The 21,497-nt window shown below is 67.7% G+C and carries 21 protein-coding genes and 1 tRNA gene; 10 read left to right on the top strand and 12 right to left on the bottom strand.

Features of this window, described 5'->3' with window-relative positions:
- Positions 1 to 157: 157 nt before the first annotated feature.
- From DJ029_RS14410 to DJ029_RS14380, 7 genes are read right to left on the bottom strand one after another with little or no spacing between them, the layout of a single operon-like run.
- Positions 158 to 1,102 carry an AEC family transporter gene (locus DJ029_RS14410; protein ID WP_112323173.1) on the bottom strand — a complete coding sequence of 315 codons (945 nt, stop codon included), beginning with the start codon at positions 1,100 to 1,102 and terminating at the stop codon, positions 158 to 160.
- On the bottom strand, positions 1,099 to 1,899 hold the full coding sequence (locus DJ029_RS14405; RefSeq protein ID WP_112323172.1) for an MBL fold metallo-hydrolase: 801 nt from the start codon (positions 1,897 to 1,899) through the stop codon (positions 1,099 to 1,101). Before DJ029_RS14405 ends, DJ029_RS14410 begins: the two co-directional genes overlap by 4 nt.
- Complete coding sequence (locus DJ029_RS14400) at positions 1,892 to 2,695, bottom strand: TatD family hydrolase (protein WP_112323171.1); 804 nt, start codon at positions 2,693 to 2,695, stop codon at positions 1,892 to 1,894. The genes DJ029_RS14405 and DJ029_RS14400 overlap by 8 nt, the downstream gene beginning before the upstream one ends.
- 40 nt (positions 2,696 to 2,735) lie before the next feature.
- The gene (locus tag DJ029_RS14395) at positions 2,736 to 3,869 is read right to left on the bottom strand and encodes a DNA polymerase III subunit delta' (RefSeq protein ID WP_112323170.1); all 1,134 of its coding nucleotides are present in this window, start codon (positions 3,867 to 3,869) and stop codon (positions 2,736 to 2,738) included.
- On the bottom strand, positions 3,866 to 4,495 hold the full coding sequence (gene tmk, locus DJ029_RS14390; RefSeq protein WP_112323169.1) for a dTMP kinase: 630 nt from the start codon (positions 4,493 to 4,495) through the stop codon (positions 3,866 to 3,868). Before tmk ends, DJ029_RS14395 begins: the two co-directional genes overlap by 4 nt.
- Position 4,496: 1 nt before the next feature.
- Positions 4,497 to 5,672 (bottom strand): D-alanyl-D-alanine carboxypeptidase family protein, encoded by a 1,176-nt coding sequence (locus tag DJ029_RS14385; protein WP_112323168.1) that lies wholly within the window; start codon positions 5,670 to 5,672, stop codon positions 4,497 to 4,499.
- Between the two features lie 52 nt (positions 5,673 to 5,724).
- Complete coding sequence (locus DJ029_RS14380; protein WP_112323167.1) at positions 5,725 to 6,726, bottom strand: SPOR domain-containing protein; 1,002 nt, start codon at positions 6,724 to 6,726, stop codon at positions 5,725 to 5,727.
- Between the two features lie 217 nt (positions 6,727 to 6,943).
- On the opposite strand from DJ029_RS14380, the gene DJ029_RS14375 reads away from it, so the two are divergent.
- Positions 6,944 to 7,031, top strand: a tRNA-Ser gene (locus DJ029_RS14375).
- 25 nt (positions 7,032 to 7,056) lie between these two features.
- Here the strand turns inward: DJ029_RS14375 and DJ029_RS14370 are convergent.
- The gene (locus tag DJ029_RS14370; protein ID WP_112323166.1) at positions 7,057 to 8,223 is read right to left on the bottom strand and encodes an amidohydrolase; all 1,167 of its coding nucleotides are present in this window, start codon (positions 8,221 to 8,223) and stop codon (positions 7,057 to 7,059) included.
- A gap of 22 nt (positions 8,224 to 8,245) precedes the next feature.
- Entirely contained in the window at positions 8,246 to 9,202 is a 957-nt protein-coding gene (locus tag DJ029_RS14365; RefSeq protein ID WP_112323165.1) for a LysR family transcriptional regulator, read from the bottom strand.
- 87 nt (positions 9,203 to 9,289) lie between these two features.
- On the opposite strand from DJ029_RS14365, the gene DJ029_RS14360 reads away from it, so the two are divergent.
- From DJ029_RS14360 to alr, 9 genes are read left to right on the top strand one after another with little or no spacing between them, the layout of a single operon-like run.
- Positions 9,290 to 10,156, top strand: coding sequence for an ABC transporter permease (locus DJ029_RS14360; protein ID WP_112323164.1), 867 nt, complete (start codon positions 9,290 to 9,292; stop codon positions 10,154 to 10,156).
- Positions 10,156 to 10,950, top strand: a complete 795-nt coding sequence (locus tag DJ029_RS14355; protein ID WP_112323163.1) for an ABC transporter permease — start codon at positions 10,156 to 10,158, stop codon at positions 10,948 to 10,950. Before DJ029_RS14360 ends, DJ029_RS14355 begins: the two co-directional genes overlap by 1 nt.
- Positions 10,951 to 10,994: 44 nt before the next feature.
- A complete protein-coding gene (locus tag DJ029_RS14350; protein WP_112323365.1) occupies positions 10,995 to 12,137 on the top strand; it encodes an ABC transporter substrate-binding protein in 1,143 nt (380 codons plus the stop codon).
- Between the two features lie 55 nt (positions 12,138 to 12,192).
- Positions 12,193 to 13,272: an ABC transporter ATP-binding protein gene (locus DJ029_RS14345; protein ID WP_112323162.1), complete on the top strand. Its 1,080-nt coding sequence runs from the start codon at positions 12,193 to 12,195 to the stop codon at positions 13,270 to 13,272.
- Positions 13,269 to 14,621 (top strand): aminotransferase family protein, encoded by a 1,353-nt coding sequence (locus DJ029_RS14340; protein WP_370445244.1) that lies wholly within the window; start codon positions 13,269 to 13,271, stop codon positions 14,619 to 14,621. The genes DJ029_RS14345 and DJ029_RS14340 overlap by 4 nt, the downstream gene beginning before the upstream one ends.
- On the top strand, positions 14,618 to 15,544 hold the full coding sequence (kce, locus tag DJ029_RS14335) for a 3,5-dioxohexanoate:acetyl-CoA acetone transferase (protein WP_112323161.1): 927 nt from the start codon (positions 14,618 to 14,620) through the stop codon (positions 15,542 to 15,544). The genes DJ029_RS14340 and kce overlap by 4 nt, the downstream gene beginning before the upstream one ends.
- Positions 15,541 to 16,014, top strand: coding sequence for a GNAT family N-acetyltransferase (locus tag DJ029_RS14330; RefSeq protein ID WP_112323160.1), 474 nt, complete (start codon positions 15,541 to 15,543; stop codon positions 16,012 to 16,014). The genes kce and DJ029_RS14330 overlap by 4 nt, the downstream gene beginning before the upstream one ends.
- The gene (locus DJ029_RS14325; protein ID WP_112323159.1) at positions 16,011 to 17,030 is read left to right on the top strand and encodes a histone deacetylase family protein; all 1,020 of its coding nucleotides are present in this window, start codon (positions 16,011 to 16,013) and stop codon (positions 17,028 to 17,030) included. The genes DJ029_RS14330 and DJ029_RS14325 overlap by 4 nt, the downstream gene beginning before the upstream one ends.
- Positions 17,031 to 17,046: 16 nt before the next feature.
- Complete coding sequence (gene alr, locus DJ029_RS14320) at positions 17,047 to 18,201, top strand: alanine racemase (RefSeq protein WP_112323158.1); 1,155 nt, start codon at positions 17,047 to 17,049, stop codon at positions 18,199 to 18,201.
- A 6-nt stretch (positions 18,202 to 18,207) separates the two neighbouring features.
- Here alr and DJ029_RS14315 read toward each other — a convergent pair whose 3' ends face one another.
- The 3 genes from DJ029_RS14315 to DJ029_RS14305 all read right to left on the bottom strand — a co-directional run bounded on the left by DJ029_RS14315 (position 18,208) and on the right by DJ029_RS14305 (position 21,389).
- On the bottom strand, positions 18,208 to 19,614 hold the full coding sequence (locus DJ029_RS14315; RefSeq protein ID WP_112323157.1) for a TRAP transporter large permease: 1,407 nt from the start codon (positions 19,612 to 19,614) through the stop codon (positions 18,208 to 18,210).
- Positions 19,614 to 20,261 carry a TRAP transporter small permease subunit gene (locus DJ029_RS14310; protein ID WP_112323156.1) on the bottom strand — a complete coding sequence of 216 codons (648 nt, stop codon included), beginning with the start codon at positions 20,259 to 20,261 and terminating at the stop codon, positions 19,614 to 19,616. Before DJ029_RS14310 ends, DJ029_RS14315 begins: the two co-directional genes overlap by 1 nt.
- Positions 20,262 to 20,378: 117 nt before the next feature.
- A complete protein-coding gene (locus DJ029_RS14305; protein WP_112323363.1) occupies positions 20,379 to 21,389 on the bottom strand; it encodes a C4-dicarboxylate TRAP transporter substrate-binding protein in 1,011 nt (336 codons plus the stop codon).
- Between the last annotated feature and the right edge of the window lie 108 nt (positions 21,390 to 21,497).

Genomic DNA, 21,497 nt, shown 5'->3' with positions numbered 1-21,497 from the left:
GCACCCTGATGGCTGTCGCGGCATTCTGCATTGATTTACGTCCTGTCCTGCCAATTTCCGCAAGGATCATAAAGTCAGGCGCCACGTTGCCGTCAAACGGCATCGCCCGAGTTGCGCCTAAGGTCGGCGAAACCTCGCCCAGTTTAGGGTCCCCGCCCTAGCCCAGCGTCGTGTTCAGGATCGACAGCCAGACCGAGACGCTGAACACCGACAAGCCCGTGGCCAGCAGGACCGAGGACGCCGCCGCCCCCATCGCGCGGTTGTAGAGCGCGGCGAAGACATAAGCGTTCACCCCCGGCGCCATGGCGGCCGTCAGGACCGCCCCCTGCACGAAGGGCACCGGAAGGTCGAACACGTGGTGCGCCAGCACGAAGGTGATGCCGGGATGCACGACAAGGCTGAGGAACGAGACCATCAGCGCCTCGCCCAGGGACGAGCGCAGGCGATACCGCGTCAGCACCCCGCCCAGCCCCACCAGCGCCGCCGGAAGCGCCGAGCGCACCACCAGGTCGAGCGCATCCGCCAGCACCGCCGGCAGCGACACGCCGCCGAGATTCGCGCCGATGCCGAGAAGCAGGCCGATCATCAGCGCATTGTGCAGCATGGCGTTGATCACAGCGCGCCCGGTGCCCAGAAGTCCGCGCCCGTCCGCGCGGGCAAACTCCATCACCGTGATGCCGAGGAAGTAGCAGAACGGCGCGTGGATCGCGACGATCGCGAAGGTCGCCTGCAACGCCTCGCCCCCGAAGGCACGCTCGACAATGGGAACGCCCAGGATCACCGAGTTGGAGAACAGCGCCCCGAAGCCCACTGCCACCGCCTCGCCCGGGCGACGCCCGAACAGGAAGCGCGCGCCGAGCATCCCGATCAGGAAGGCCGTCGTGTTCCCGGCATAGAACGCGCCCAGAAGGCGGGGATCGAACACCGCCCCGAAGTCCAGGTTCAGCGCGGCGCTGAACAGCAGGCAGGGGATCGCGAAGCCCTGGGTGTAGCGGTTCAGCCCGTCGATATGCGGGTCCGACAGGTAGCGCGTCCGCGTCAGCAGATACCCCGCGCCACAGACGAGGAATACCGGGATCACGACCTGCAAAAGGGCGATCATAGGACCTGGAAACTCAAGCGCAGACCATCGTATGCGGGGGTGATGTCCGGCGGCGTCTCAGCCTCCAGGGTGGCGTAGTCCAGGTCGATGTGCATATTCGTCAGCACCGCGCGCCGGGGCTTCATGCGGGCGATCCATTCCAGTGCGGTTTCAAGGTGGATATGCGTCGGATGCGGGGTGTAGCGCAGCGCATCGAGGATCCAGCACTCCAGCCCCGTCACCGCGTCCCAACTTTCCGCCTTCATGTCCGACACGTCCGGCAGGTAGGCGACGTCATGTATGCGAAAGCCGAGCGCGTCGATCCGCCCGTGCTCCACCTCGAACGGCTGGAAGGGGATCGGGCCGGCGGCCCCCGGCACCTCGAACGGGCCGTGGATATGGTGGTGGTCCAGGATCGGAGGATAGCTGCTGCCGTCGGGCTGGATGAAGGCATAGCCAAAGCGCGCGAACAGGCTGTCGGCGGTGGTGGCATCCGCCCAGACCGGCAGGCGGTAGCGGCGGTTGAAGACGATCATCCGCAGGTCGTCCAGCCCGTGCACGTGGTCCGCGTGGGCATGGGTGTAGACCACGCCGTCAAGATGGCCCACGCCCGCGTCCAGCAGTTGCGCGCGCATGTCGGGGGAGCTGTCGATCAGCACCCGCGTGCAGGCCTCCCCGTCGAAGCGTTCGACCAGGACCGAGCAGCGGCGGCGGATGTTGCGCGGGTTTTCCGGATCGCAGGCGCCCCAGTGGCCGCCGAGCCGCGGCACCCCGCCCGAGGAGCCGCACCCGAGGATGGTGACGACCAGTTCAGCCATGGGCCGCCCCGCTTGCGCGCCAGAACAGGCGGTCGAAGTTTTCCGTGGTGGCGCGCGCGAAATCCTCCAGCGGCAGGCCGAAGATATCGGCCCCGACGGCGGCCGTGTGGGCGGTGTAGGCAGGCTCGTTGCGCTTGCCGCGATACGGTGTCGGCGCAAGATAGGGGCTGTCCGTCTCGACCAGCACGCGATCAAGCGGGGCGGCGGCAAAGATGTCGCGCAGCTCCTGGGACTTCTTGAACGTCGCGATACCGCTCATCGACAGGTAGAAGCCCAGCTCCAGCGCCACCCGCGCCAGCGCCGGAGTGGAGGAGAAGCAGTGCATCACGCAGGTGAATGCGCCGTTGCGCATTTCCGTGCTCAGAATGTCGGCCATGTCGTCATCCGCGTCGCGCGCATGGATGATCAGCGGCAGCTTCGTCTGGCGCGCCGCCTCGATATGGATGGCGAGGCTCTTCTTCTGCACCTCTGCACTGTCGGCAGTGTAGTGGTAGTCCAGCCCGGTTTCCCCGATGCCGACGAACTTGGGATGCGCCATCAGCGCGGTCAGCTCCTCGACACTGACCAGCGGCTCCTTGGCGGCGCTCATCGGGTGGGTTCCAGCCGCGAAGAAGATCGGCGCATGGGCATCCGCCAGCGCCTGCACGGGGGCAAGCGCGGACAGGCGGGTGCAGATGGTGACCATACGGGTCACCCCCGCCTTTGCGGCGCGGTCCAGGAGGTGCTCTACCTCCCCTTCGAAGTCGGGAAAGTCGAGGTGGCAGTGGCTGTCGACAAGGACGGGACGGTCAGTCAAGGGGCCTCGGGGCGTTACGGGCCGGACCCGGGGCGTAGCCTCAGCTTCGCGTGATCCCGGCGGCGGTCTTCTCAATGGTCAGGAACATATCAAGGATCACCTGTTCAGGGTCAAGGTTGACGGCCCGCGCATGGGTCAGCCGCCCGGTGATCCGCGCCAGGGTGTCCGCCCAGTCCCGCGCCGCCGCCGCGTCCGGGCAGAGCCGGCGCGCCACGGGCTGCTCGGCCTCGAGCAGCGGATCGGGGTGCCCTGCCCCGGCCCGCGCGATCCGCCCGAGCGCCAGGCTGATCAGGTCCGTAATCATCTCGTAGCTCGCCAGCCCCGCGCGCCCCGTCGCCGTGGCGGCCAGGCGGAACAGGTCCTGGCGGTCCATGCCCGGAGCATCGACCAGCAGGCTCAGGATCTCGGGGTAGAGCGCGGCGCCGTTCGCCTCCTGGAAGCGCACCGAGGTGCCGACGGAGCCGCCGGTCAGCGCGTGCAGCAGCGCCACCGCGTCCAGCGGCTGGCCCGCCCCGGCCAGGGCGCGGGCAAGATCCTCCTCCGACAGGGACGGCAGGCGCAGCACCCGGCAGCGCGAGCGGATCGTGGGAAGTAATTTCGCGGGCTGGTGGCTGACCATCAGAAGCACCGTCTTTTCAGGCGGTTCTTCGAGGATCTTCAGAATCGCGTTTGCCGCACTCGTGTTCATCTCGTCCGCGCTGTCGATGATCGCGGCGCGCCAGCCGCCATCGGTCGCGGACAGCGTGAAATGGGACTTCAGCGCGCGCACCTCGTCCACGGTCAGCTGGGTTTTCAGGCGCTTCGCCTTGGGGTCCCAACTGCGCCGACACAGCGCGATGCGCGGCTCGGCCAGTTGCGCGGCGCGGCGCATCACCGGGTGGTCGGGCGGCAGATCGAGGCTGGTCGCCGGCGCGGGCGCTTCGCCGAACAGCCCGCCGCCCTGCCCTTGACCTTGCTGCTGCGCCGCGAGAAAGCGCGCGATCCGCCAGGCCAGCGTCGCCTTGCCGACGCCGCGCGGGCCGGTCAGCAGCCACGCATGGGCCAACCGCCCCGAGGCATAGGCGTCGAGGAACGCCGCCTCTGCCGCATCCTGGCCGAACAGCCGGTCGGTGTGGCGCGGATGCGGCGCGCCTTCCAGGCGGTCCGCCTCGGGAATCTCGTCGGTATCGCTCATTGCAGGTGCTGCTCCACGGCACGCCAGACGCGCGCGGCCACCTCTTCGGCGCTGCCGCGCCCGTCTATCAGGCGGCAACGGTCAGGGTATTCTTCGGCCAGCGCGTGAAAGCCCTTGGCAAGGCGGGTCTGGAAATCCTGTCCCATATCCTCGAAACGATCCTCTCCGCTGTCGCGCGCCAGCCCGCGGGACAGCGCGGCGTCCGGGTCCATGTCGATGATCAGCGTCAGGTCCGGTTCCCGCCCGATCATCAGGTCGTGCAGCGCATCCACGGTCTTGCGCAAGTCGGCGCGCGCCGCCCCCTGGTAGACGCGGGTGCTGTCGGCGAAACGGTCCGAGATGACGATCGCCCCCCGCGCCAGCGCCGGGTCGATCTTGCGCTCAAGGTGGTCGCGGCGGGCGGCGGTGAACAGCAGGATCTCGGTTTCCGGCGACCAGCGGCCCGGATCGCCTGCCACCAGCAGCGCGCGGATTTCCTCGGCCCCGGCAGAGCCGCCTGGCTCACGCGTCAGCACCACCTCGCGCCCACTGTGCTGCAAACGCTCGGCCAGCAGGCGGGACTGCGTGGATTTGCCCGATCCGTCGATGCCCTCAAGGCTCAGAAACAGGCCGGGCCCGGTGGTCATGTCAGTTGCTGTCCCCGAAGGCCATGTCGATCGCCTGCGCGCCCAGAATCCGCGCCGAGGCTTCCAGCTTCTTCACGAACCCGCCTTCGGCCACCGCCGCGCCCGCCTGCAGCGGATAGCGCGTCTCGCCGATTTCCGGCACGGACAGGACCAGTTCGGCAACAACGTCCCCCGCGGCGATCGGCGCCTTGAGCGGCCCGTCGTATTCCACCCGCGCGGTCAGGTTGTCGGCCTGCGTCCAGGGAATCACGGCCATCACGCCGCCGTCCGACACCAGCGGCACGGTCGCGCGCGCCCCGACCCAGACGTCCGCCTCGGCAATGGTGGTGCCGGGGGCGTAGACCTCGCGCGAGGCGAATTCGCGGAACGCCCAGTTGATCAGGCGTTCGCTTTCCACCAGCCGCTCACGCGCCGAGTCGAGCCCGGTCACCATGAAGGTCACGCGCCGCCCTTCCTGCATGGCAGAGCCGACGAGCCCGTAGCCCGCTTCCTCGGTGTGGCCGGTCTTCAGCCCGTCCGCGCCGACGTTCAGGCCCAGCAGCGGGTTGCGGTTCTGCTGCTCGATTCCGTCCCAGGTGAAGCTGGTTTCCGCAAAGAACGGATAATACTGGGGAAATTCATTGATCAGCCGTGTGGCCAGCGTCACCAGGTCCTCGGCGGTCATGCGGTGATCGGGGTGCGGCCAGCCGGTGGAATTGGCAAAGACCGAGTCCATCATCCCTAGTTCCCGCGCGCGCTGGGTCATGCGCAGGGCGAAGGCTTCCTCGGACCCGGCGAGCCCCTCGGCCACGACGACGCAGGCGTCATTGCCGGACTGCACGATGATGCCATGGATCAGATCCTCGACCGAGACCTCGTTGCCCTCGCGCAGGAACATCTTCGAGCCGCCCATCTGCCAGGCCTTGGTGGACACGCGGAACGTGTCGCTCAGCTCAAGCCGCCCGTCCTTCAGCGCCTCGAACAGCATGTTCAGCGTCATAAGCTTGGACATGGACGCCGGCGGCAGCGGCAGTTCGGCGTTCTTGGACAGCAGGACCGTGCCCGTGGCGTGGTCCACCACCAGCGCCGCCCGCGCCGAGGTGTCGAGCGCGGCGGCGGGCATCGCCAGCGCCAAGCCCAGCACGAGCGCCGAGCAGACCGGGTGGAAAACGGGTCGGACAAGGGTTGAAAGGCGCATCGGTTGCCTCCTGGGATTGTGGCGCGCGCTGCCGTGGCGGGGCGCGCCTGGATCAATTCACGGCGAAAGCGTCGCTGTAGCCAAGCTTGCGGATCTGGCCGAGGGCCGCTTCGAAGGCCGCGCGATCCGGATAGGGACCGGCGATGACCCGGTAGAACGGTTTCCCTTGCGAGGTGCCGTCCTGCACGCTGGCGGTGACATTCGCATCCTTCAGGCGACGCACCACGGCTTCCGCGCCGCTTCGGTTGGTGCCCCCGGCGACCTGGATATTGAACTGCCCGACCCCGGCGATGTCCTGGGCGGGCGGAGAGTCCTCCGCCGCGGCGGCCACCGGGGCAGCGGGCACGGCAACAGGCGGCGGGGGCGGCGGGGCGACCGATTGCAGCGCGTCCAGAACGCTGGTCTGCAGGCTGTCCCCGGCGACGGCGGGTGCCGGTGCGGCGGCGACCGTGGCGGCGGCGGCTGTCGCGGTTGCGCCAGCGGCGGCGGCGGTTTCGACACCGGCCTCAACGACTTCGGCCCCCACGTCGGCCCCGGCCTCAGTCCCTGCTTCGGCGACGGTGGCTGTCGGCGGCGCCTGGACCTCGATCGCCTCGCTGCGCACGACGACGATGCGCATGTTGACCGGGGACCCGGCCTCCATGCCCAGCGCGATGGCGGCATCCATCGACACCATGATCGGCGGCCCCGGCAGGGTCACTTCACGGCGGAACAGCGCGCCTTCGATCTGCTGACCATTGGCCAGGTTGGTGATGTTCACGCGGGCCGCGTTGATATCCTCGGGCACGGCGACCCAGCGCCCGCCAAGCGAAAAGCGCCCGTCCCAGAGCGCGCGATCCTCGGTGGAATAGATGTCGGGCCGCTCGACGTCCCGCTCCTCGATCCGCACGACCCCGGCGGCCGTGCCGGAGGCGGCGCTCGCCTCCTGTCCGGCGGACCCGGAAGCGCCCCCGATCATCGGCAGGTCGTCGCAGGCGCCCAGCGCGGCAAGCAGGGCAAGGCCCGAGGCCAGGCGCAGGCTGCGGGGTGACAAGGGCTTGACGGGGCTGCTCATCCTGTTCTCCTTACTGACCCGAAGAGGGAAAGCGACGGTCTTCCCCCGGGTGCGAACCGCTCTTGGATCGTGGCCGTTGGTTCCGGCCATTCTGTCGCGGCGAAGTCTACGCAGAAACATACCGCTTGGAAAGGCATAGACGCCTTTCGTCAGCGAACCGCCGCCGATGACGGCTTCTTGAATTCCCCCCCCGCACAAGCTAGACCACCCCGCGTGTGGAGAGGTGGCAGAGTGGTCGAATGCGGCGGTCTTGAAAACCGTTGAGGTGCAAGCCTCCCAGGGTTCGAATCCCTGTCTCTCCGCCAGCGCCCCGATTTCATGCGCCGCTTTTCAGGGCACCGCGCGAGCCGGCAGGGCCCCGCACTTCCCGATGATTCCCAGGAACGCTGAAACGCCGGTCCCGATCAGCGCATCGGGGAAGTCGTAGTCCGGGTTGTGCAGCGCGGGCGTCCCCTCCCCCGCGCCCAGAAGGAACAGCGCGGCGCGGGAGACGGCGCCGAAGCGGCCGAAATCCTCGGACCAGCGCATCGGGTGGGGCTGGTCCTGGCAGGCGATGCCTTGCCCCCGCACCGCGTCGGCGATGAGCGCAGCCAGGTCCGTGTCATTGGTCGTGGCGTGGAAGACGTCGTGCCACGACAGCTCGGCCCGCAGGCCGGCGGCGGCGGCGATCTGCCGGGTCAGCCCCTCGGCCTGCGCGCACAGGTTGGTCATGTCGGCGTCGCGCACCGCGCGCAGGGTCACGAAGACCTCGGCCCGGCCCGGTGCGACGCCGAAGGTCGGCTCGCCCAGCGCGGCGTGGGTCAGCGTCGCCATCCGCGCGGGCACGCCGGTGGCGGGGGGCGGGCTGTTCAGCTCCTGCAGGCCGGTCATGATGCGCATCATCGCCCCCGCGGGCGACAGGCCGGTTTCGGGCTGCGAGGCGTGGGCCGTCTTGCCGATCAGCGTGATCTTCAGCCCCGCGGAGGCGCAACTGACCGGGCCCGGGCGCACCTGGACCTGGCCCAGCGGCAAGCCGGGGATGTTGTGAAGCGCGACGGCGATATCGGGGGTGAAGGGCGCGAATTTCGGATCCTCCAGCACGGCTTTCGCCCCGGCGCCGGTTTCCTCGGCGGGCTGGAACAGCAGCAGGACATCCGCGTGATCGATCCGCCGGGCCGCCAGCCGCTCGGCGACGCCCATGACGATGGCCATATGCCCGTCATGCCCGCAGAGATGGCCCTTGCCCTGGATCTCGGAGCGGTGGGCGAAGCTGTTGGTTTCCGCGATCGGCAAACCGTCCAACTCGCAGCGCACAAGCACCCTTACCGCTGGGGCCGCGCCACGGAACTGCGCCAGCACACCGTGCCCGCCAAGGCCGGTGACCAGCGCGTCGGGCTTCAGGGGCTGCAACCTGGCGCACACGGTCTCGGCGGTGCGCGCCTCCTCGCCCGAGATCTCGGGCTGGCGGTGCAGCGCACGCCGCCAGGATACCAGGTCGGACAGGTTCGGGGTCTGCATATCGTCCACCTTCTAGACTGGGTCAGTAGGTTCGTTCCGCCATCGGCACGTCCGCGATCCGCTTGAGCACCATCCCCAGCAGGGCCGCCTCGGCGCGGTTCAGGCGCGCCTTGGGGTTGTGGGTCAGGTAGACGTCCACCGCCGGCAGGTTCTCATGCGGGGGCAGCGGCCAGAGCAGCCCGTCACGCACGTCGCGCGCCGCAACGTGCACCGGCAACGCGCCGATGCCAAGCCCCGCGATAATCATGCGGCGCACCTCCTCCAGCGCGCTGGAGGTGCCGACGATTTGGTCGCTCAGGTTCACCCGCGCGCGCAGCAGCGCGACCTGGCGTAGCACGTCCTGCAGGCGGTCGGTGTCGAAGCTGACGGCGGTGAACCCGGCCAGGTCCTCGGGCTTCAGCCCGGGGCGGCCGAACAGGGGATGGTTCGGGCCGCAGAACAGGCCGAAGCGCTCACGGTAGAGCCGGGCATATTCCAGTTTCGGGCTGTGGTTGCGCACCAGCGCCACCGCGAAGGCCGCCCGCCCCGAGGCGACCGCGTCGATGGCATCGATGCTGGAGTGCACCGCGATGGACAGCGTCGCCTTGGGGTGCGTGCGGTGGAAATCCCCCAGCGCATCGTCGAGCAGCGGGCAGACCACGTGACTGGCCAGCGCGATTCGCACGTCTCCCGTCACCTCGTCCGTGACGTCGCGCATCAGGGTGGCGAGGCGCAGGACCTGGCCGTTGATCTCCATCGCCTCGCGGCGCAGCATCTCGCCCGCCTCGGTCAGGGCGAACCGGCCCGGCCCGCGATCGATCAGCTGCTTGCCGAGCACCATTTCCAGCCGTTTCAACGCGGCCGAGACGCTGGGCTGCTTCAGCCCCAGCCGCCCCGCCGCATCGCTGACCGAAGCGCTTTCGGACAGGACGACAAAGGTGCGCAGCAGGTTCCAGTCCAGTTGCCTGGCGACGGTTGCCGCTTGATCGGGTCGGGCCATAGATGATGCCTATAGTAACTATATCGATTATCTATTTGATCTATAATATGTCCTGTTGTCAACATAGCCCCACCAAAGGGAAAAAGAATGTCCGTAGAAGCCAGAGAGCGCAAACAGCCCTGGATATTACTCACACCGGCCCTGACGTCGGTGACCCTTCTGTTGTTCGTCCCCCTGCTCTTCATCGTCGTCTATTCTTTCTGGCTTCGCACGGCGACCGGCGCGGACGACCCGGGCTTTCACCTCGACAACTGGCAAAAGGCGCTGGGGGATGCGTTTTATCGCGACATTCTGCTCTCCACGCTGCGCATTGCCGCGATCACCACCTTCTTCTGCGCGCTGATGGGCTATCCGGCCGCCTATTTCATCGCCCGCTCGAAGGGGAACAAGGCGATCCTGCTGCTGTTGCTGATGTTGCCGTTCTGGATCAGCTACATCATCCGCACGATGAGCTGGATCAACATCCTCGGCGTGTCGGGGGCGCTGAACTCGGCGCTGATGGCGCTTGGCGTCATCACGGAGCCGATCCAGATGCTCTACAACGAGGCGACGGTGATCCTAGGTCTGATCCACTACCTCTTGCCGTTCATGGTGCTGAACGTCTTCGTCAGCCTGGACGGGATCGACACCAACCTCGAGGACGCGGCGAACTCGCTGGGCGCGACGCGCTGGCAGAGCTTCCTGAACGTGACGCTGCCCCTGTCCCTGCCGGGGCTGGCGGCGGGCGGGCTGCTGTGCTTCGTCCTCGGCGCGGGCACCTATATCACGCCGCTGGTGCTGGGCGGGCCGCGGGATGCGATGTTCGCCAACCTGGTGTTCGAGGCGATCATCACGCAGCTGAACTGGCCGCTCGGCTCGGCCCTGTCGCTGATGTTGCTGGCGGTGCTTGGCGTGCTGGTGATGATCTACAACCGCTACCTTGGCATGACCCAACTGATGAAGGGGTTGGGCTGATGCGCGGATGGGGATGGCAGGCAATCCGGGCGTGGACGCTGCTGGTCTATGCGTTCATGTTCCTGCCGATCGCGGTCGTGGTGCTGCTCAGCTTCAACGCGAACCAGTTTGGCAGTTTCCCGATGACGGGCTTCAGCCTCCAGTGGTTCGTCGAGCTGTCCCAGAACGACGCGATCCTGCGGGCGTTCCGCACCTCGCTGCTGCTGGGCGCGCTGACGGCGGCGATTTCTACCACCCTTGGCGTGCTCGCCAGCCTGGCGCTGGTGCGCTACCGCGTGCCGGGGGAAAACATTATCTCCACCATGCTGATCGCGCCGATCCTGGTGCCCGAGGTGGTGCTGGCGGTCGCGCTTCTGCTGTTCCTGAACTTCCTGAGCCTGCCGAAAAGCTTCCCGCTGCTGCTGATGGGGCACGTGATCTTCACCCTGCCCTTCGTGCTGCTGGTCGTGCAGGCGCGCCTTGTCAGCATCCGCCGCGACGTGGAGGAGGCGGCGATGAGCCTTGGCGCCTCGCCCATGCAGACGTTTTTCCAGATCACCCTCCCGCTGTTGATGCCCGCAGTTTTGGCGGGGGCGCTGTTCGCCTTCACCATCAGCTTTGACGACATCACCGGCACCCTGTTCTGGAAGCCGGGCGGCGTGGAAACCGTGCCGACCCAGATCTTCGCGATGCTGCGCAATTCCATCAGCCCCGAGATCAACGCCCTTGGCACCGTCATGATCCTGATCACCGTGGGCCTGCCCCTGCTGGGATTGGCGATTGCGAGAAAGATAAATCAGAAAAGCGGCGCCTGACGCCGCTGCAACCCCCAACAAGGAGAGAGTGACCCATGACAAAGATGGACAATACGACCCGCTATGAGCGCCTGCGCGAGCGCTACCAGAACGGAGACATCGACCGCCGCAGCTTCCTCGGCCTGATCGGCGCGGCCGGCCTGGCCTACGGCGTGCAGACGCCCTTCGCACGCTACGCGACCGCGCAGACCGTCAGCCAGGTCCGCTTTGACGGCTGGGGCGGCGTCGTGTCCGAGGCGTTCCGCGAACACGCCTTCGGTCCCTTCACCGAGAAAACCGGGATCGAGGTCGTGGACGGCACCTTCGGCGGCGGTGACGAATACCTCAGCCGCGTGAAGGCCGCACAGCCCGGCGAATACAACCTGGCGCACCTGTCGGGCGTGTTCGACTACGCGCGCTATCACAACCTCGGCCTCAGCACGGAGCTGAACGAGGCTAACATTCCAAACCTTGAATTCGTTATCCCGAAGCTGATCGACGTGTTCCGCAAGGTCTCCGGCGGGACGCTGTCCTGCGTTCCTTATGACTACGGCACCACCGGCATCGCCTATAACCGTGATCACATCTCGGACGAGGAGATGCAGGAAAAGGGTGCGAAGATCCTGATCGACGAGGCGCTGAAGGGCAAGATCGGCGGCTGGGACGACTGGCGCACCCGCATGTGGTACGCCGCGCTTCAGACCGACCAGAACCCGAACGATATCCAGGACGTCGAGGCCGCCTGGGACGCGATCCGCACCCACCGCGACCTGGCGCTGAAGTACTGGACCTCGGGCGCGGAACTGATGAGCCTTCTGGCCGAGGGCGAGATCTACGTCACCGAAGGGTGGTCGGGCCGCATCTACGCGCTGCAGGAGCAGGGCCACAACATCGGCTACATGGACCCGCCCAACGGCTTTGGCTGGCAGGAATGCCTGTTCGTGCTGAAGGGTTCGCCGCTGGAGGCCTGCGAGGAACTGCTGAACTTCATGCTCGCGCCCGAAACCTCCATCGCGGTGGCCGAGGGGCAGAACTACCCGCCCGCGCTCGATCCCTCGAAGGTCGATCTCGGTGCCAAGATCCCGACGCTGCCTGCCTTCGATCCGACCGGCACGCTGGACGGGCTGGTCTTCGCCGATCCCGCCTTCTGGAACGGCAACGAGCAGGTCTGGTCCGAAACCTTCGGCCGCGTGAAGCGCGGATACTGACGTCACCCGCCCCTGCCCGACCTTCGGGCGGGGGCCACCTCTGCGGGGAATACCCATGAGCACGGTTGCCTTGGAAAATGTGGTCAAGCGCTTCGGCACCTTCACGGCCGTCCACCAGACCAGCCTTGAAATGGACGACGGGGAGTTCGTCACCCTGCTGGGCCCCTCGGGCTGCGGCAAGACGACGAACCTGCGCATGATCGCGGGTCTGCTCGACCCGACCGAGGGCAACATCCTGATCAACGGCCAGCGCATCAACGACGTACCGATCCACAAGCGCAACCTTGGCATCGTGTTCCAGAACTACGCGCTGTTCCCGCACAAGACCGTGGCCGAGAATGTCGCCTTCGGCCTGAAATACCGCGATGTCAGCCGCGCCGAAATGGAAGAGCGCGTGCGCCGCGCGCTCGACCTCGTGCAATTGCCTGACAGCGGCGCGAAATACCCCAAGGCCCTGTCCGGCGGCCAGCAACAGCGCATCGCGCTTGCGCGGGCGATTGTGATCGAACCCTCCGTCCTGTTGCTGGATGAGCCGCTTTCCGCGTTGGACGCCAACCTGCGCGAGGATATGCGCATCGAGTTGAAGCGCATTCAGGACCGCATCGGCGTCACGACCGTTTTCGTCACCCACGACCAGAGCGAGGCGCTGGCCATGTCCGACAAGATCGTCGTGATGAGCGCAGGCCATGTCGAGCAGGTCGGCACCCCAGAAGAGGTCTACAACGCCCCCGGCTCGGAATTCGTGGCGAATTTCCTCGGGGCCTCCAACATCCTGGATGGTACCTGCGAGCAGGCCGACGGCACGGCGGTGCTGATCGACGTGCCCCTACTGGGCCGGATTACCGTGCCCCGTGCCAAGGCCCCGGCGGTGCGCCCCGGCGCGGGCGCGAAGCTGGTGCTGCGCGCCGAAAAGCTGGTGCTGGCGGGCGAGGATGCACGCAAGGAGGACACGATCAGCATCCCCGGCGTTGTCGAAACCGTGGACTACCAGGGCCAGGCCGTGCGCTATTTCGTCCGCTCGGGCGAGACGCAGCTTCAGGCTATCAACATGATCGACGAGCGCCCCTTCGCCAAGGGCCAGCCCGTAAGCCTGCATTTCCGGCAACGCGATTGCGCGGCGCTGGGGGCCGAATGATGGCCGCCGCCGTATCCGAAAGCCACCTGTTCTACCTCACCGGACAGGGCAAGCCTTTCCTCGAACAGGCCAAGGGCGTCTACATGTGGGACCAGGACGGCCGACGATACCTCGACGGGTCCAGCGGCGCGATGGTCTGCAACATCGGACACGGTAACGCCCATGTGCTCGAGGTGATGAAGAAGCAGATGGAGCTGGCGACGTTCGGCTACCGCACCCAGTTCCAGACCGAGGCTTCCGAAGGGCTGGCCACGCGGCTGGCGGGGCTGTGTCCCGGTGATCTGAACAAGGTCTTCTTCGTGACCGGCGGCTCCGAGGCGGTGGAAAGCGCCATCAAGCTCGCCCGGCAGTTCGCCGTTCAAACCGGCGAGTCGAGCCGCTGGAAGGTCATCAGCCGCACGCCCAGCTACCACGGCTGCACCCTCGGCGCGCTGGCGCTGACGGGCTACGATCCGCTGACCGCGCCTTTCACGCCGATGATGCAGGCAATGCCGAAAGTGCCCGCGCCGCGCGCCTATCTCGACGGGCTGGACCCGGACGACCCGGCCACCGGCCAGCTCTATGCCCAGGCGCTCAAAGCGCTGATCGAGCGCGAGGGCCCCGACAGCGTGCTCGCCTTCATCCTGGAGCCGGTCGGCGGCGCCTCCACCGGGGCGCTGGTGCCGCCCGCGGGCTACATGGAGGCGGTGCAGGACATCTGCAAGGCCCACGGCGTGCTGCTCATCATGGACGAGGTGATGACCGGCGCGGCGCGCACGGGGCGTTTCCTGGCGGGCGAACACTGGAACATGCAGCCCGATATCGTCGTGATGTCCAAGGGCCTCGGAGCGGGCTATGCGCCCCTTGGCGCGATGATCGCCAGCGACCGGCTGGTCGCGCCGGTGATCGCGGCGGGGGGCTTTGCGAACGGCTTCACCTATGCGGGCAACCCGCTGTCCTGCGCCGCCGGGCTTGGCGTGCTGGACGAGATCGAGCGCATGGACCTGGCCGGAAACGCCGCGCGCATGGGCCCGGTTCTGACCCAGCGCCTGAACGGCCTGATGGCGCGCCACGAGATCATCGGCGACGTGCGCGGCCTGGGGCTGCTGCAAGCCTTCGAATTCATGTCCGACCGCACCACCAAGGCCCCCCTGCCCGCGCGGCTGCGCGCTTTCGAGCGTTTCGTGCAGATCGCCTACGAGGCCGGGCTCATCATCTATGCCCGGCGCACCCGCAACGGCACCGAGGGCGATCACTTCATCGTCGCCCCGCCGCTGATCGTCACCGAGCCGCAGCTGGACGAGATCACGGAAATGCTCGACCTCGCGCTGACCCGCTACACCCAGGAAATCGCGGCGACTTCGGCATGAGCAAGATCATCATTACCTGCGCGCTCACCGGCTCGATCCATACGCCGTCCATGTCGCCGCATTTGCCCGTGACGGCGGCGCAAATCGCCGACCAGGCGATCGACGCCGCCCGCGCGGGGGCCTCCATCCTGCATCTGCATGCGCGCGACCCCGGCAACGGCCGCCCCTCGTCAGACCCCGATCACTGGGCGGGCTTCCTGCCCCGCATCCGCGCGGGCTGCGACGCGGTGCTCAACATGACCACCGGCGGAAGCGCCATAATGACCATGGACCAGCGGCTGGAAGCCCCGATGCGCTTCGCACCGGAGATGTGCTCGCTCAACATGGGCTCGATGAACTTCGCGCTCTACCCGATGGCAGCGCGGATCACCGACTGGAAACACGACTGGGAGGAACCGTTCCTCACCAACTCCGACGACCTGGTGTTCAAGAACACGCCCCGCGACATCGCCCGCACGCTGGACGAGATGGGCGCGAAACGTGGTGCTAGGTTCGAGTTCGAGTGCTACGACACCGGCCATCTGCACATGCTGCGCCACTTCGTGGATCGCGGCCTGGTCCAGGGGCCGCTGTTCCTGCAATTCGTCTTCGGCGTGCTAGGCGGCATGGCCCCGGACGCGGACCAGCTGACGCATATGAAACGCACCGCTGATCGGCTGTTTCCCGAGGGCTTCGAATGGTCGGTCCTGGCGGCGGGGCGCAACCAGATGCCCTTCGCCGCGATGGCGGCGGGCATGGGCGGCCACGTGCGCGTCGGGCTGGAGGACAGCCTGATGATCGCACGCGCAGAGTTGGCCACCTCTAACGCCCAGCAGGTCGAAAAGGTCCGCACGCTGGTCGAGGGGCTGGGCCGCACCGTCGCCACACCGGACGAGGCGCGCGCAATGCTGGACCTGAAGGGCGCGGAAGAGGTTTCCACATGACAAGCATCCGCAAGGCGACCGCCCCGGACCTGCCGATCCTGTCCGACGGGCTGAGGGCATTGGCGCGCGACATCGGCGACCCCTACCCGATGTCCGACGCCGCGCTCGCGGAGGCCCTGTTCGGCCCCGCCCCCATCTGCCACGCCCTGATCGCGGGGCACGACGCGCCGACGGGTCTGGCGCTGTTCACGCCGCTGGTGTCGACCAGCCTCGGCGGGACCGGAGCGTTCGTCTCTGACCTGTGGGTGGCGGGCACGCAACGGGGCCTTGGCCTGGGCGAGCGGCTGCTTTGCGGGGTGCTGGAAACCTCGGGACAGCTCTGGGGCGCGCGTTACCTGCGGCTGACGGTCTATGACGACAACCCGCACGCGCTGCGTTTCTACGAGCGGCTCGGCTTCCTGCGCAAGGCTAGTGAGCACCCGTTGATCCTGATGCCCGACGCCGCGGGCAGACTGCGGGGCGCGGCATGAAGGCCTTTCTCGATACGCGCCAGTCGGGGCACGATCCGCGCAACTTCATGGCCAATGGCACCCTGCTGCCCAACCCCGAAGTCCCGGCCCGCGTCGAGGTGCTGAAGGCGGGGGCCGAGGCGGCGGGATGCAGCTTCGCGGCGCCGGATGATCACGGCCTGGGCCCGATCGCGGCGCTGCACAGCGCGGAATACCTGACCTTCCTGCGCACGATCCACACCCGCTGGTCCCGGATCGAAGGCGCCAGCGACGAGGTGATCCCCAACATCCACCCCGCGAACCGCACGGACAGCTACCCCCGCTCCGCCGTCGGCCAGGCAGGGTTTCACCAGGCCGATACCGCCTGCCCGATCAGCGCAGGCACATGGGAGGCCGCCTACTGGTCCGCCCAGTCGGCGCTGAGCGCCGCGGACGCCGTCCTCGCCGGGGCGGACGCGGCCTACGCGCTCAGCCGCCCGCCGGGGCACCACGCCTTCGGCGATCTTGCCGGGGGGTTCTGCTTCCTGAACAACGCCGGCATCGCCGCCCAGCGCGTGCTGGACAGCGGCCTGCGCCCCGCGATCCTGGACGTGGACGTGCATCACGGCAACGGCACGCAGGGCATCTTCTATAACCGCGCGGACGTTCTGACCGTGTCGATCCACGCGGACCCGATGCGCTTCTATCCCTTCTTCTGGGGCCATGCGCATGAGCGCGGCGAAGGCCCGGGGCTCGGCGCGAACCTGAACCTGCCGCTGGCGCGGGGTACGGGGGACGACGCCTATCTTCAAACGCTGGATGCCGCGCTCGGGCGCATCGTGGATTTCGGCGCGGAGGTGATCGTCGTCGCCCTCGGGCTGGATGCTCATGTGAACGACCCCTTCAAGGGGCTGGCCGTCACCACCGGGGGGTTCACGCGCATCGCCGCCGCCATTCGCGACAGCGGGCTGGCCATGGTGATCGTGCAGGAAGGCGGCTACATCAGCGATGAGCTGGGGGCAAACCTGACGGCCTTCCTGCAAGGCGCGCAGGGCTGAAGGGCCCGCGGCTGAGATGATCGCCTCCGTCCCCCTTGCCGAAACGCAGCATGACCCGCCGCAACTCGCCTCATGGGTGGAGGTGTCGCCCGAGCGGGTCCGGCGCAACCTGCTCTCGGCCCGGGCCTGCCTTGCCCCCGGCAACAGGTTCTGCGCGGTGCTGAAGGCGGATGCCTACGGGCATGGCATACGCAACGTACTGCCGGTGCTGATGCAGGAGGGCGTGGACTTCATCGCCATCACCTCGAACGACGAGGCCCGTGAGGCGCGCGCCATGGGCTTTCGCGGGCGCATCCTCAGGCTGCGCCCCGCCACTCTGCCCGAGGCTGAAGCCGCCTCGGACCTCGACGTCGAAGAGCAGGTCGGCAGCGCCGCGGCGGCGCGGGAACTGTCCGCGACGCCCCCCGCCGGGGGCGGGCCCCGCCGTGTCCACCTGGCGCTGAACGCCGGGGGCATGGGGCGCGACGGGGTGGAACTGTCCAACGCCGCGGGGCGGCAGGTCTGCGGCGATATCCTTCAGGACAAGGGGCTGCGGATCGTCGGGCTGATGACGCATTTCCCGTCCAACAGCCCCGATGACCTTGCCGCCAGCCGCCGGGAGTTCGATGCGCAGGTGTCTTGGGTCCTCAGCCAGCCGGGCGTCCGGCGTGAAGATATTCTCGTCCACGCGGGCAGTTCGCTGACGCTGATGGCGCGCGCGACGCAGGGCTATGACATGGTGCGCTGCGGGGCCGTGCTTTACGGCATCGTCGGCCCGCGCGACGCTTTTGCGACCACGATGACGCTGAAGGCCCGCGTCTCGGGGGTGGGGGATTTTCCGCAGGGGGCGAGCGTGGGCTACGACCGCGCCTGCAGGCTGGTGCGTGACAGCCGCCTCGCCAGCGTGGCGATCGGCTATGCGAACGGTTTCCGGCGGTGCTTCGGCAACGTCGCCCATGTCCTGATCCGCGGCCAGCGCCTGCCGGTGCTGGGCAAGATCTCGATGAACTCGCTGGTGGTCGACGTGACCGACCTGCCGGAGGTGGCGATCAACGACGCCGCCATCCTCTTCGGCCGCCAGGACAGCGCCGAGATCAGCCCCGCCGAGGTGGAGGCCCAGGCCGGCACCATCCTGGCCGACCTGTTCCTCGACTGGGGCCGCTCCAACCCGCGCCGGATCGTGCCGGGCTGAGCGCGCCTAGCCCAGCAGCAACCCCGGCAGCCATAGCACGATGCCCGGGAAGGCGATCAGCCCCGCGATGGTCAGCGCATCGGCGATGAAGAAGGGCGACGCGCCGCGAAACACATCCTGTACCGAGATCTCGGGGCGCACCCCCGCGACGACGAAGCAGTTCAGCCCTATGGGCGGCGTGATCAGGCACAGCTCGGCCATCTTGACCACGATGATCCCGAACCAGATCGCACATTCCACGCTGGACATGCCGAAGGCGCTGTCCGCCGCGCTGACCCCCTCGCCCCCGTTCAGGGCGATGACCGCCGGGTAGACCACCGGCAGCGTCAGCAGCAGCATCCCGATCGCGTCCATGAACATGCCGAGGATCGCATAGGCCAGCAGGATCAGGACCAGCGTCAGCATCGGGCTTTGCTCCAGCGTCGAGATCCAGTCCGCGAAGGCCCCCGGCAGGTCCGCGAAGCCGAGGAAGCGCACGTAGATCAGCACGCCCCAGATGATGGTGAAGATCATGACCGCAAGCTTCGCGGTCTCCATCAGCGCGTCACGCAGCTGGCCCCAGCGCATTCCGCGGTAGAGCGCCATCAGGAACACCACGAAAGCGCCCAGCGCGCCGCCCTCGGTCGGGGTGCCCCAGGCATCGCCGCCGAAGGGGTTGTAGATGAAGAAGACGATGATGATCACGACGAAGAAGATCGGCAGCGCCGGCGGCAGCGAGGCAAAGCGCTGCCCCCATGTGAAGCCCTTCACCGGCGGGCCGAAGTTCTTGAACATCATCGCCATGCCGACGACCAGCGCACCGTAGACGACGGCCGAGAAAGCCCCCGGCAGGAACCCCGCCAGCAGCAACGCGCCCACGTCCTGCTCCACGATGATCGCGTAGATCACCAGGATCGCCGAGGGCGGGATCAGCGAGGCGAGCGTTCCCGCCGCCGCCACGACACCGGCCGCGAAACGCTTGTCATAGCCGACCTTCAGCATCTCGGGGATTGCGATCCGCGCGAACACCGCAGACGTGGCAACCGACGCGCCAGAGACGGCGGCGAACCCGGCGGTCGCGAAGACGGTGGACACCGCCAGCCCGCCTGGAAGCCAGCCGACCCAGCGCTTTGCAGCCTCGAACAGGGCCTTGGTCAGGCCCGCGTAATAGGCGAGGTAGCCGATCAGGATGAACGTGGGGATCAGGCTCAGCGCCTGGCTGGCCACCTTGGAATGGGGCACCTGCCCGGCGGTCTTGGCCGCGACGCCCAGCGCCCAGCCGAATTCATCCGGCGCATAGCCCTTCTTGGCCCAGAAGATCCAGATCAGCCCGACCAGCCCGGCCAACGCCGCAGCGAAGGCGACGCGCATGCCCAGGATGACGGTGATCAGCAACCCGCCCGAGACCCACAAGCCGATTTCAATGGGTTCCATCACGCACGCGCCCCGTCTTCCTCAAGCCCCGAGACCGTCTCGGCCTCTTTCTGCGCCTGTGTCGCGGCGTCCTCGATCAGGGGCACCGCCACCGGATCGGCGCTGCCGGTGCGGATCGCGCGGGCATAGGCCCAGAGCTGCAACACCAGCCGCGCGGCGAGGACCGAGAAGGCGACAGGCACGATCAGCTTGGCCGGCCAGAGCGGCAGGCGGATGTCGAAACTCGAATCCCGGCTCCAGAGCGGGGCGTTGAAGTCGAACGAGCGCTGGAAATGCTCCCAGGAGCCCCAGATCAGCAGCAGCATCAGGACCAGGATCAGGAAGGTGGAGAAGAACTCGGCGCACCACAGCGCCCGGCCGCGCAGTTGCCCGACAAGGATGTCCATGCGGATGTGCCCGCCCAGGCGCTGGGTATAAGCAACGCCGAGGAAGGCGATCAGCGGCATCGCCTGCTCGATCCAGTCCACGTAGCCCGGCAGGGGCTGGTTCATGAAGTTCCGCCCGCCGACGCTGACCACGGCCAGTAGCATGAGGGAAAAGACGGCGATGCCGCCCAGAAGGGCAAGCCAGCCCTCCACCCGGTGGAGCGCGCGGTCAAGGCGGCTCAGGATGCTGTGATCACTCAGGACGGATGAGGCACCGGCCATGGCTGTGCTCCGTGAGGTATGAGGGACTGCGGGCACGGGGTACGGGCGGGCCCATGGCCGCCGTCCCCCCGCCCGCAGGAGATGCGGGGCGCGCCTGCGGGCACGCCCCCTGCGGGATCAGCTTCCCGCGGCGATCGTGGCGGTGACCAGGTCGTAGAGGTCCTGCCCGGGAAGGCCGCGCGCGGTGCTCTGCTCGATCCAGTCCTTGGCGGCGGGACCGGCCACGGCCTCACGGAAGGCCGTCAGTTCCGCATCGGAGTAGGAGATCCGCTCGATCCCCTTCTCGTCCAGCACCGGGCCCCATTTCGCCATCGTCTCGTTGTTGTAGTAGTCCACGTAGTGGGTCAGCGCCTCGTCGATGGAGGACATCAGCGCCTCACGATGCTCATCGGACAGGTCGTTCAGCGCATCGGTGTTGGCCACCACCGGGCAGTTCACCGTGCCGGGGTTCAGGTTAGTGGTCCACCAGGCGGCATTCTCGACCGTGCCGAAGGACATATGCGCGTGCGGCGCGAAGCTGACCGCCTTCACCACGCCCGAATCCATGGCCTGGCGCACTTCGGAGGCCGACATCGACGTCGGCACTGCCCCGACGGCGGCCATCGCCTCGCCGATGCCGCCGGTGGCGCGAACCGCAAGGCCCTTGTAATCCGCCAGCGTTCTGGGCGCATCGCCCACGCCGACGATGTTGTACTGGGGCAGCGGGCTTGGCATCAGCAGCGTCGCATTCCAACGGCCCAGGTCCGCCTGCGCGGCGGGATGGTTGTAGACGGCCATGGAGGCCGCGATCTCCGCCTCGAGGCTGTCCACACCGAGGAACGGCAACTCCAGCACTGTGATGGAGGGGTTCTTGTCCGCGTGGTAGCCCGCGCAGAACTGCGCCATCTCGAACGCGCCGATGGAGATCCCGTCGAGGTTCTCGGTGTTCTTGGACAGCCCCCCGTAGGAGATGTTCAGCGTGAACTCGCCGCCGGTCTTTTCCGAGACCAGCTCGGCCAGCTTTTCCACGTGCTCGGTAAACGCACGGCGCTTACCCCAGAGCGAGACGTTCCACTCCGTCGCCATCGCCTCTGCGGCGAAGCTCATCGTCAGGGTCGATGCGACCGCCACGGTCGCCAGTTTCTTCATGGTCATAGGCTTCCTCCCATTGGTGCCAACACGCGTTCAGAAAGCGCGCTTGCCCACAAGACTAGCGAAGGAGGGGTGCGCCGGTCCCTGAAGAAATCCGCAGGGGAG

The sequence above is a fragment of the Oceanibium sediminis genome (genome assembly GCF_003265325.1).
In the GTDB taxonomy this organism is placed as follows: Bacteria; Pseudomonadota; Alphaproteobacteria; order Rhodobacterales; family Rhodobacteraceae; genus Halovulum; species Halovulum sediminis.
This window is presented reverse-complemented; position numbering and strand designations above follow the sequence as displayed.

Bases quoted from the DNA above. Each gene is read 5' to 3' on its own strand.
- DJ029_RS14355 (WP_112323163.1), top strand. From the start codon at position 10,156: ATGCGCGGATGGGGATGGCAGGCAATCCGGGCGTGGACGCTGCTGGTC.
- DJ029_RS14385 (WP_112323168.1), bottom strand. From the start codon at position 5,672: ATGCGCCTTTCAACCCTTGTCCGACCCGTTTTCCACCCGGTCTGCTCG.
- DJ029_RS14380 (WP_112323167.1), bottom strand. From the start codon at position 6,726: ATGAGCAGCCCCGTCAAGCCCTTGTCACCCCGCAGCCTGCGCCTGGCC.
- DJ029_RS14395 (WP_112323170.1), bottom strand. From the start codon at position 3,869: ATGAGCGATACCGACGAGATTCCCGAGGCGGACCGCCTGGAAGGCGCG.
- DJ029_RS14370 (WP_112323166.1), bottom strand. From the start codon at position 8,223: ATGCAGACCCCGAACCTGTCCGACCTGGTATCCTGGCGGCGTGCGCTG.
- DJ029_RS14405 (WP_112323172.1), bottom strand. From the start codon at position 1,899: ATGGCTGAACTGGTCGTCACCATCCTCGGGTGCGGCTCCTCGGGCGGG.
- DJ029_RS14325 (WP_112323159.1), top strand. From the start codon at position 16,011: ATGAAGGCCTTTCTCGATACGCGCCAGTCGGGGCACGATCCGCGCAAC.
- DJ029_RS14315 (WP_112323157.1), bottom strand. From the start codon at position 19,614: ATGGAACCCATTGAAATCGGCTTGTGGGTCTCGGGCGGGTTGCTGATC.
- DJ029_RS14410 (WP_112323173.1), bottom strand. From the start codon at position 1,102: ATGATCGCCCTTTTGCAGGTCGTGATCCCGGTATTCCTCGTCTGTGGC.
- tmk (WP_112323169.1), bottom strand. From the start codon at position 4,495: ATGACCACCGGGCCCGGCCTGTTTCTGAGCCTTGAGGGCATCGACGGA.
- DJ029_RS14330 (WP_112323160.1), top strand. From the start codon at position 15,541: ATGACAAGCATCCGCAAGGCGACCGCCCCGGACCTGCCGATCCTGTCC.
- kce (WP_112323161.1), top strand. From the start codon at position 14,618: ATGAGCAAGATCATCATTACCTGCGCGCTCACCGGCTCGATCCATACG.
- alr (WP_112323158.1), top strand. From the start codon at position 17,047: ATGATCGCCTCCGTCCCCCTTGCCGAAACGCAGCATGACCCGCCGCAA.
- DJ029_RS14365 (WP_112323165.1), bottom strand. From the start codon at position 9,202: ATGGCCCGACCCGATCAAGCGGCAACCGTCGCCAGGCAACTGGACTGG.
- DJ029_RS14345 (WP_112323162.1), top strand. From the start codon at position 12,193: ATGAGCACGGTTGCCTTGGAAAATGTGGTCAAGCGCTTCGGCACCTTC.
- DJ029_RS14340 (WP_370445244.1), top strand. From the start codon at position 13,269: ATGATGGCCGCCGCCGTATCCGAAAGCCACCTGTTCTACCTCACCGGA.
- DJ029_RS14310 (WP_112323156.1), bottom strand. From the start codon at position 20,261: ATGGCCGGTGCCTCATCCGTCCTGAGTGATCACAGCATCCTGAGCCGC.
- DJ029_RS14360 (WP_112323164.1), top strand. From the start codon at position 9,290: ATGTCCGTAGAAGCCAGAGAGCGCAAACAGCCCTGGATATTACTCACA.
- DJ029_RS14350 (WP_112323365.1), top strand. From the start codon at position 10,995: ATGGACAATACGACCCGCTATGAGCGCCTGCGCGAGCGCTACCAGAAC.
- DJ029_RS14305 (WP_112323363.1), bottom strand. From the start codon at position 21,389: ATGAAGAAACTGGCGACCGTGGCGGTCGCATCGACCCTGACGATGAGC.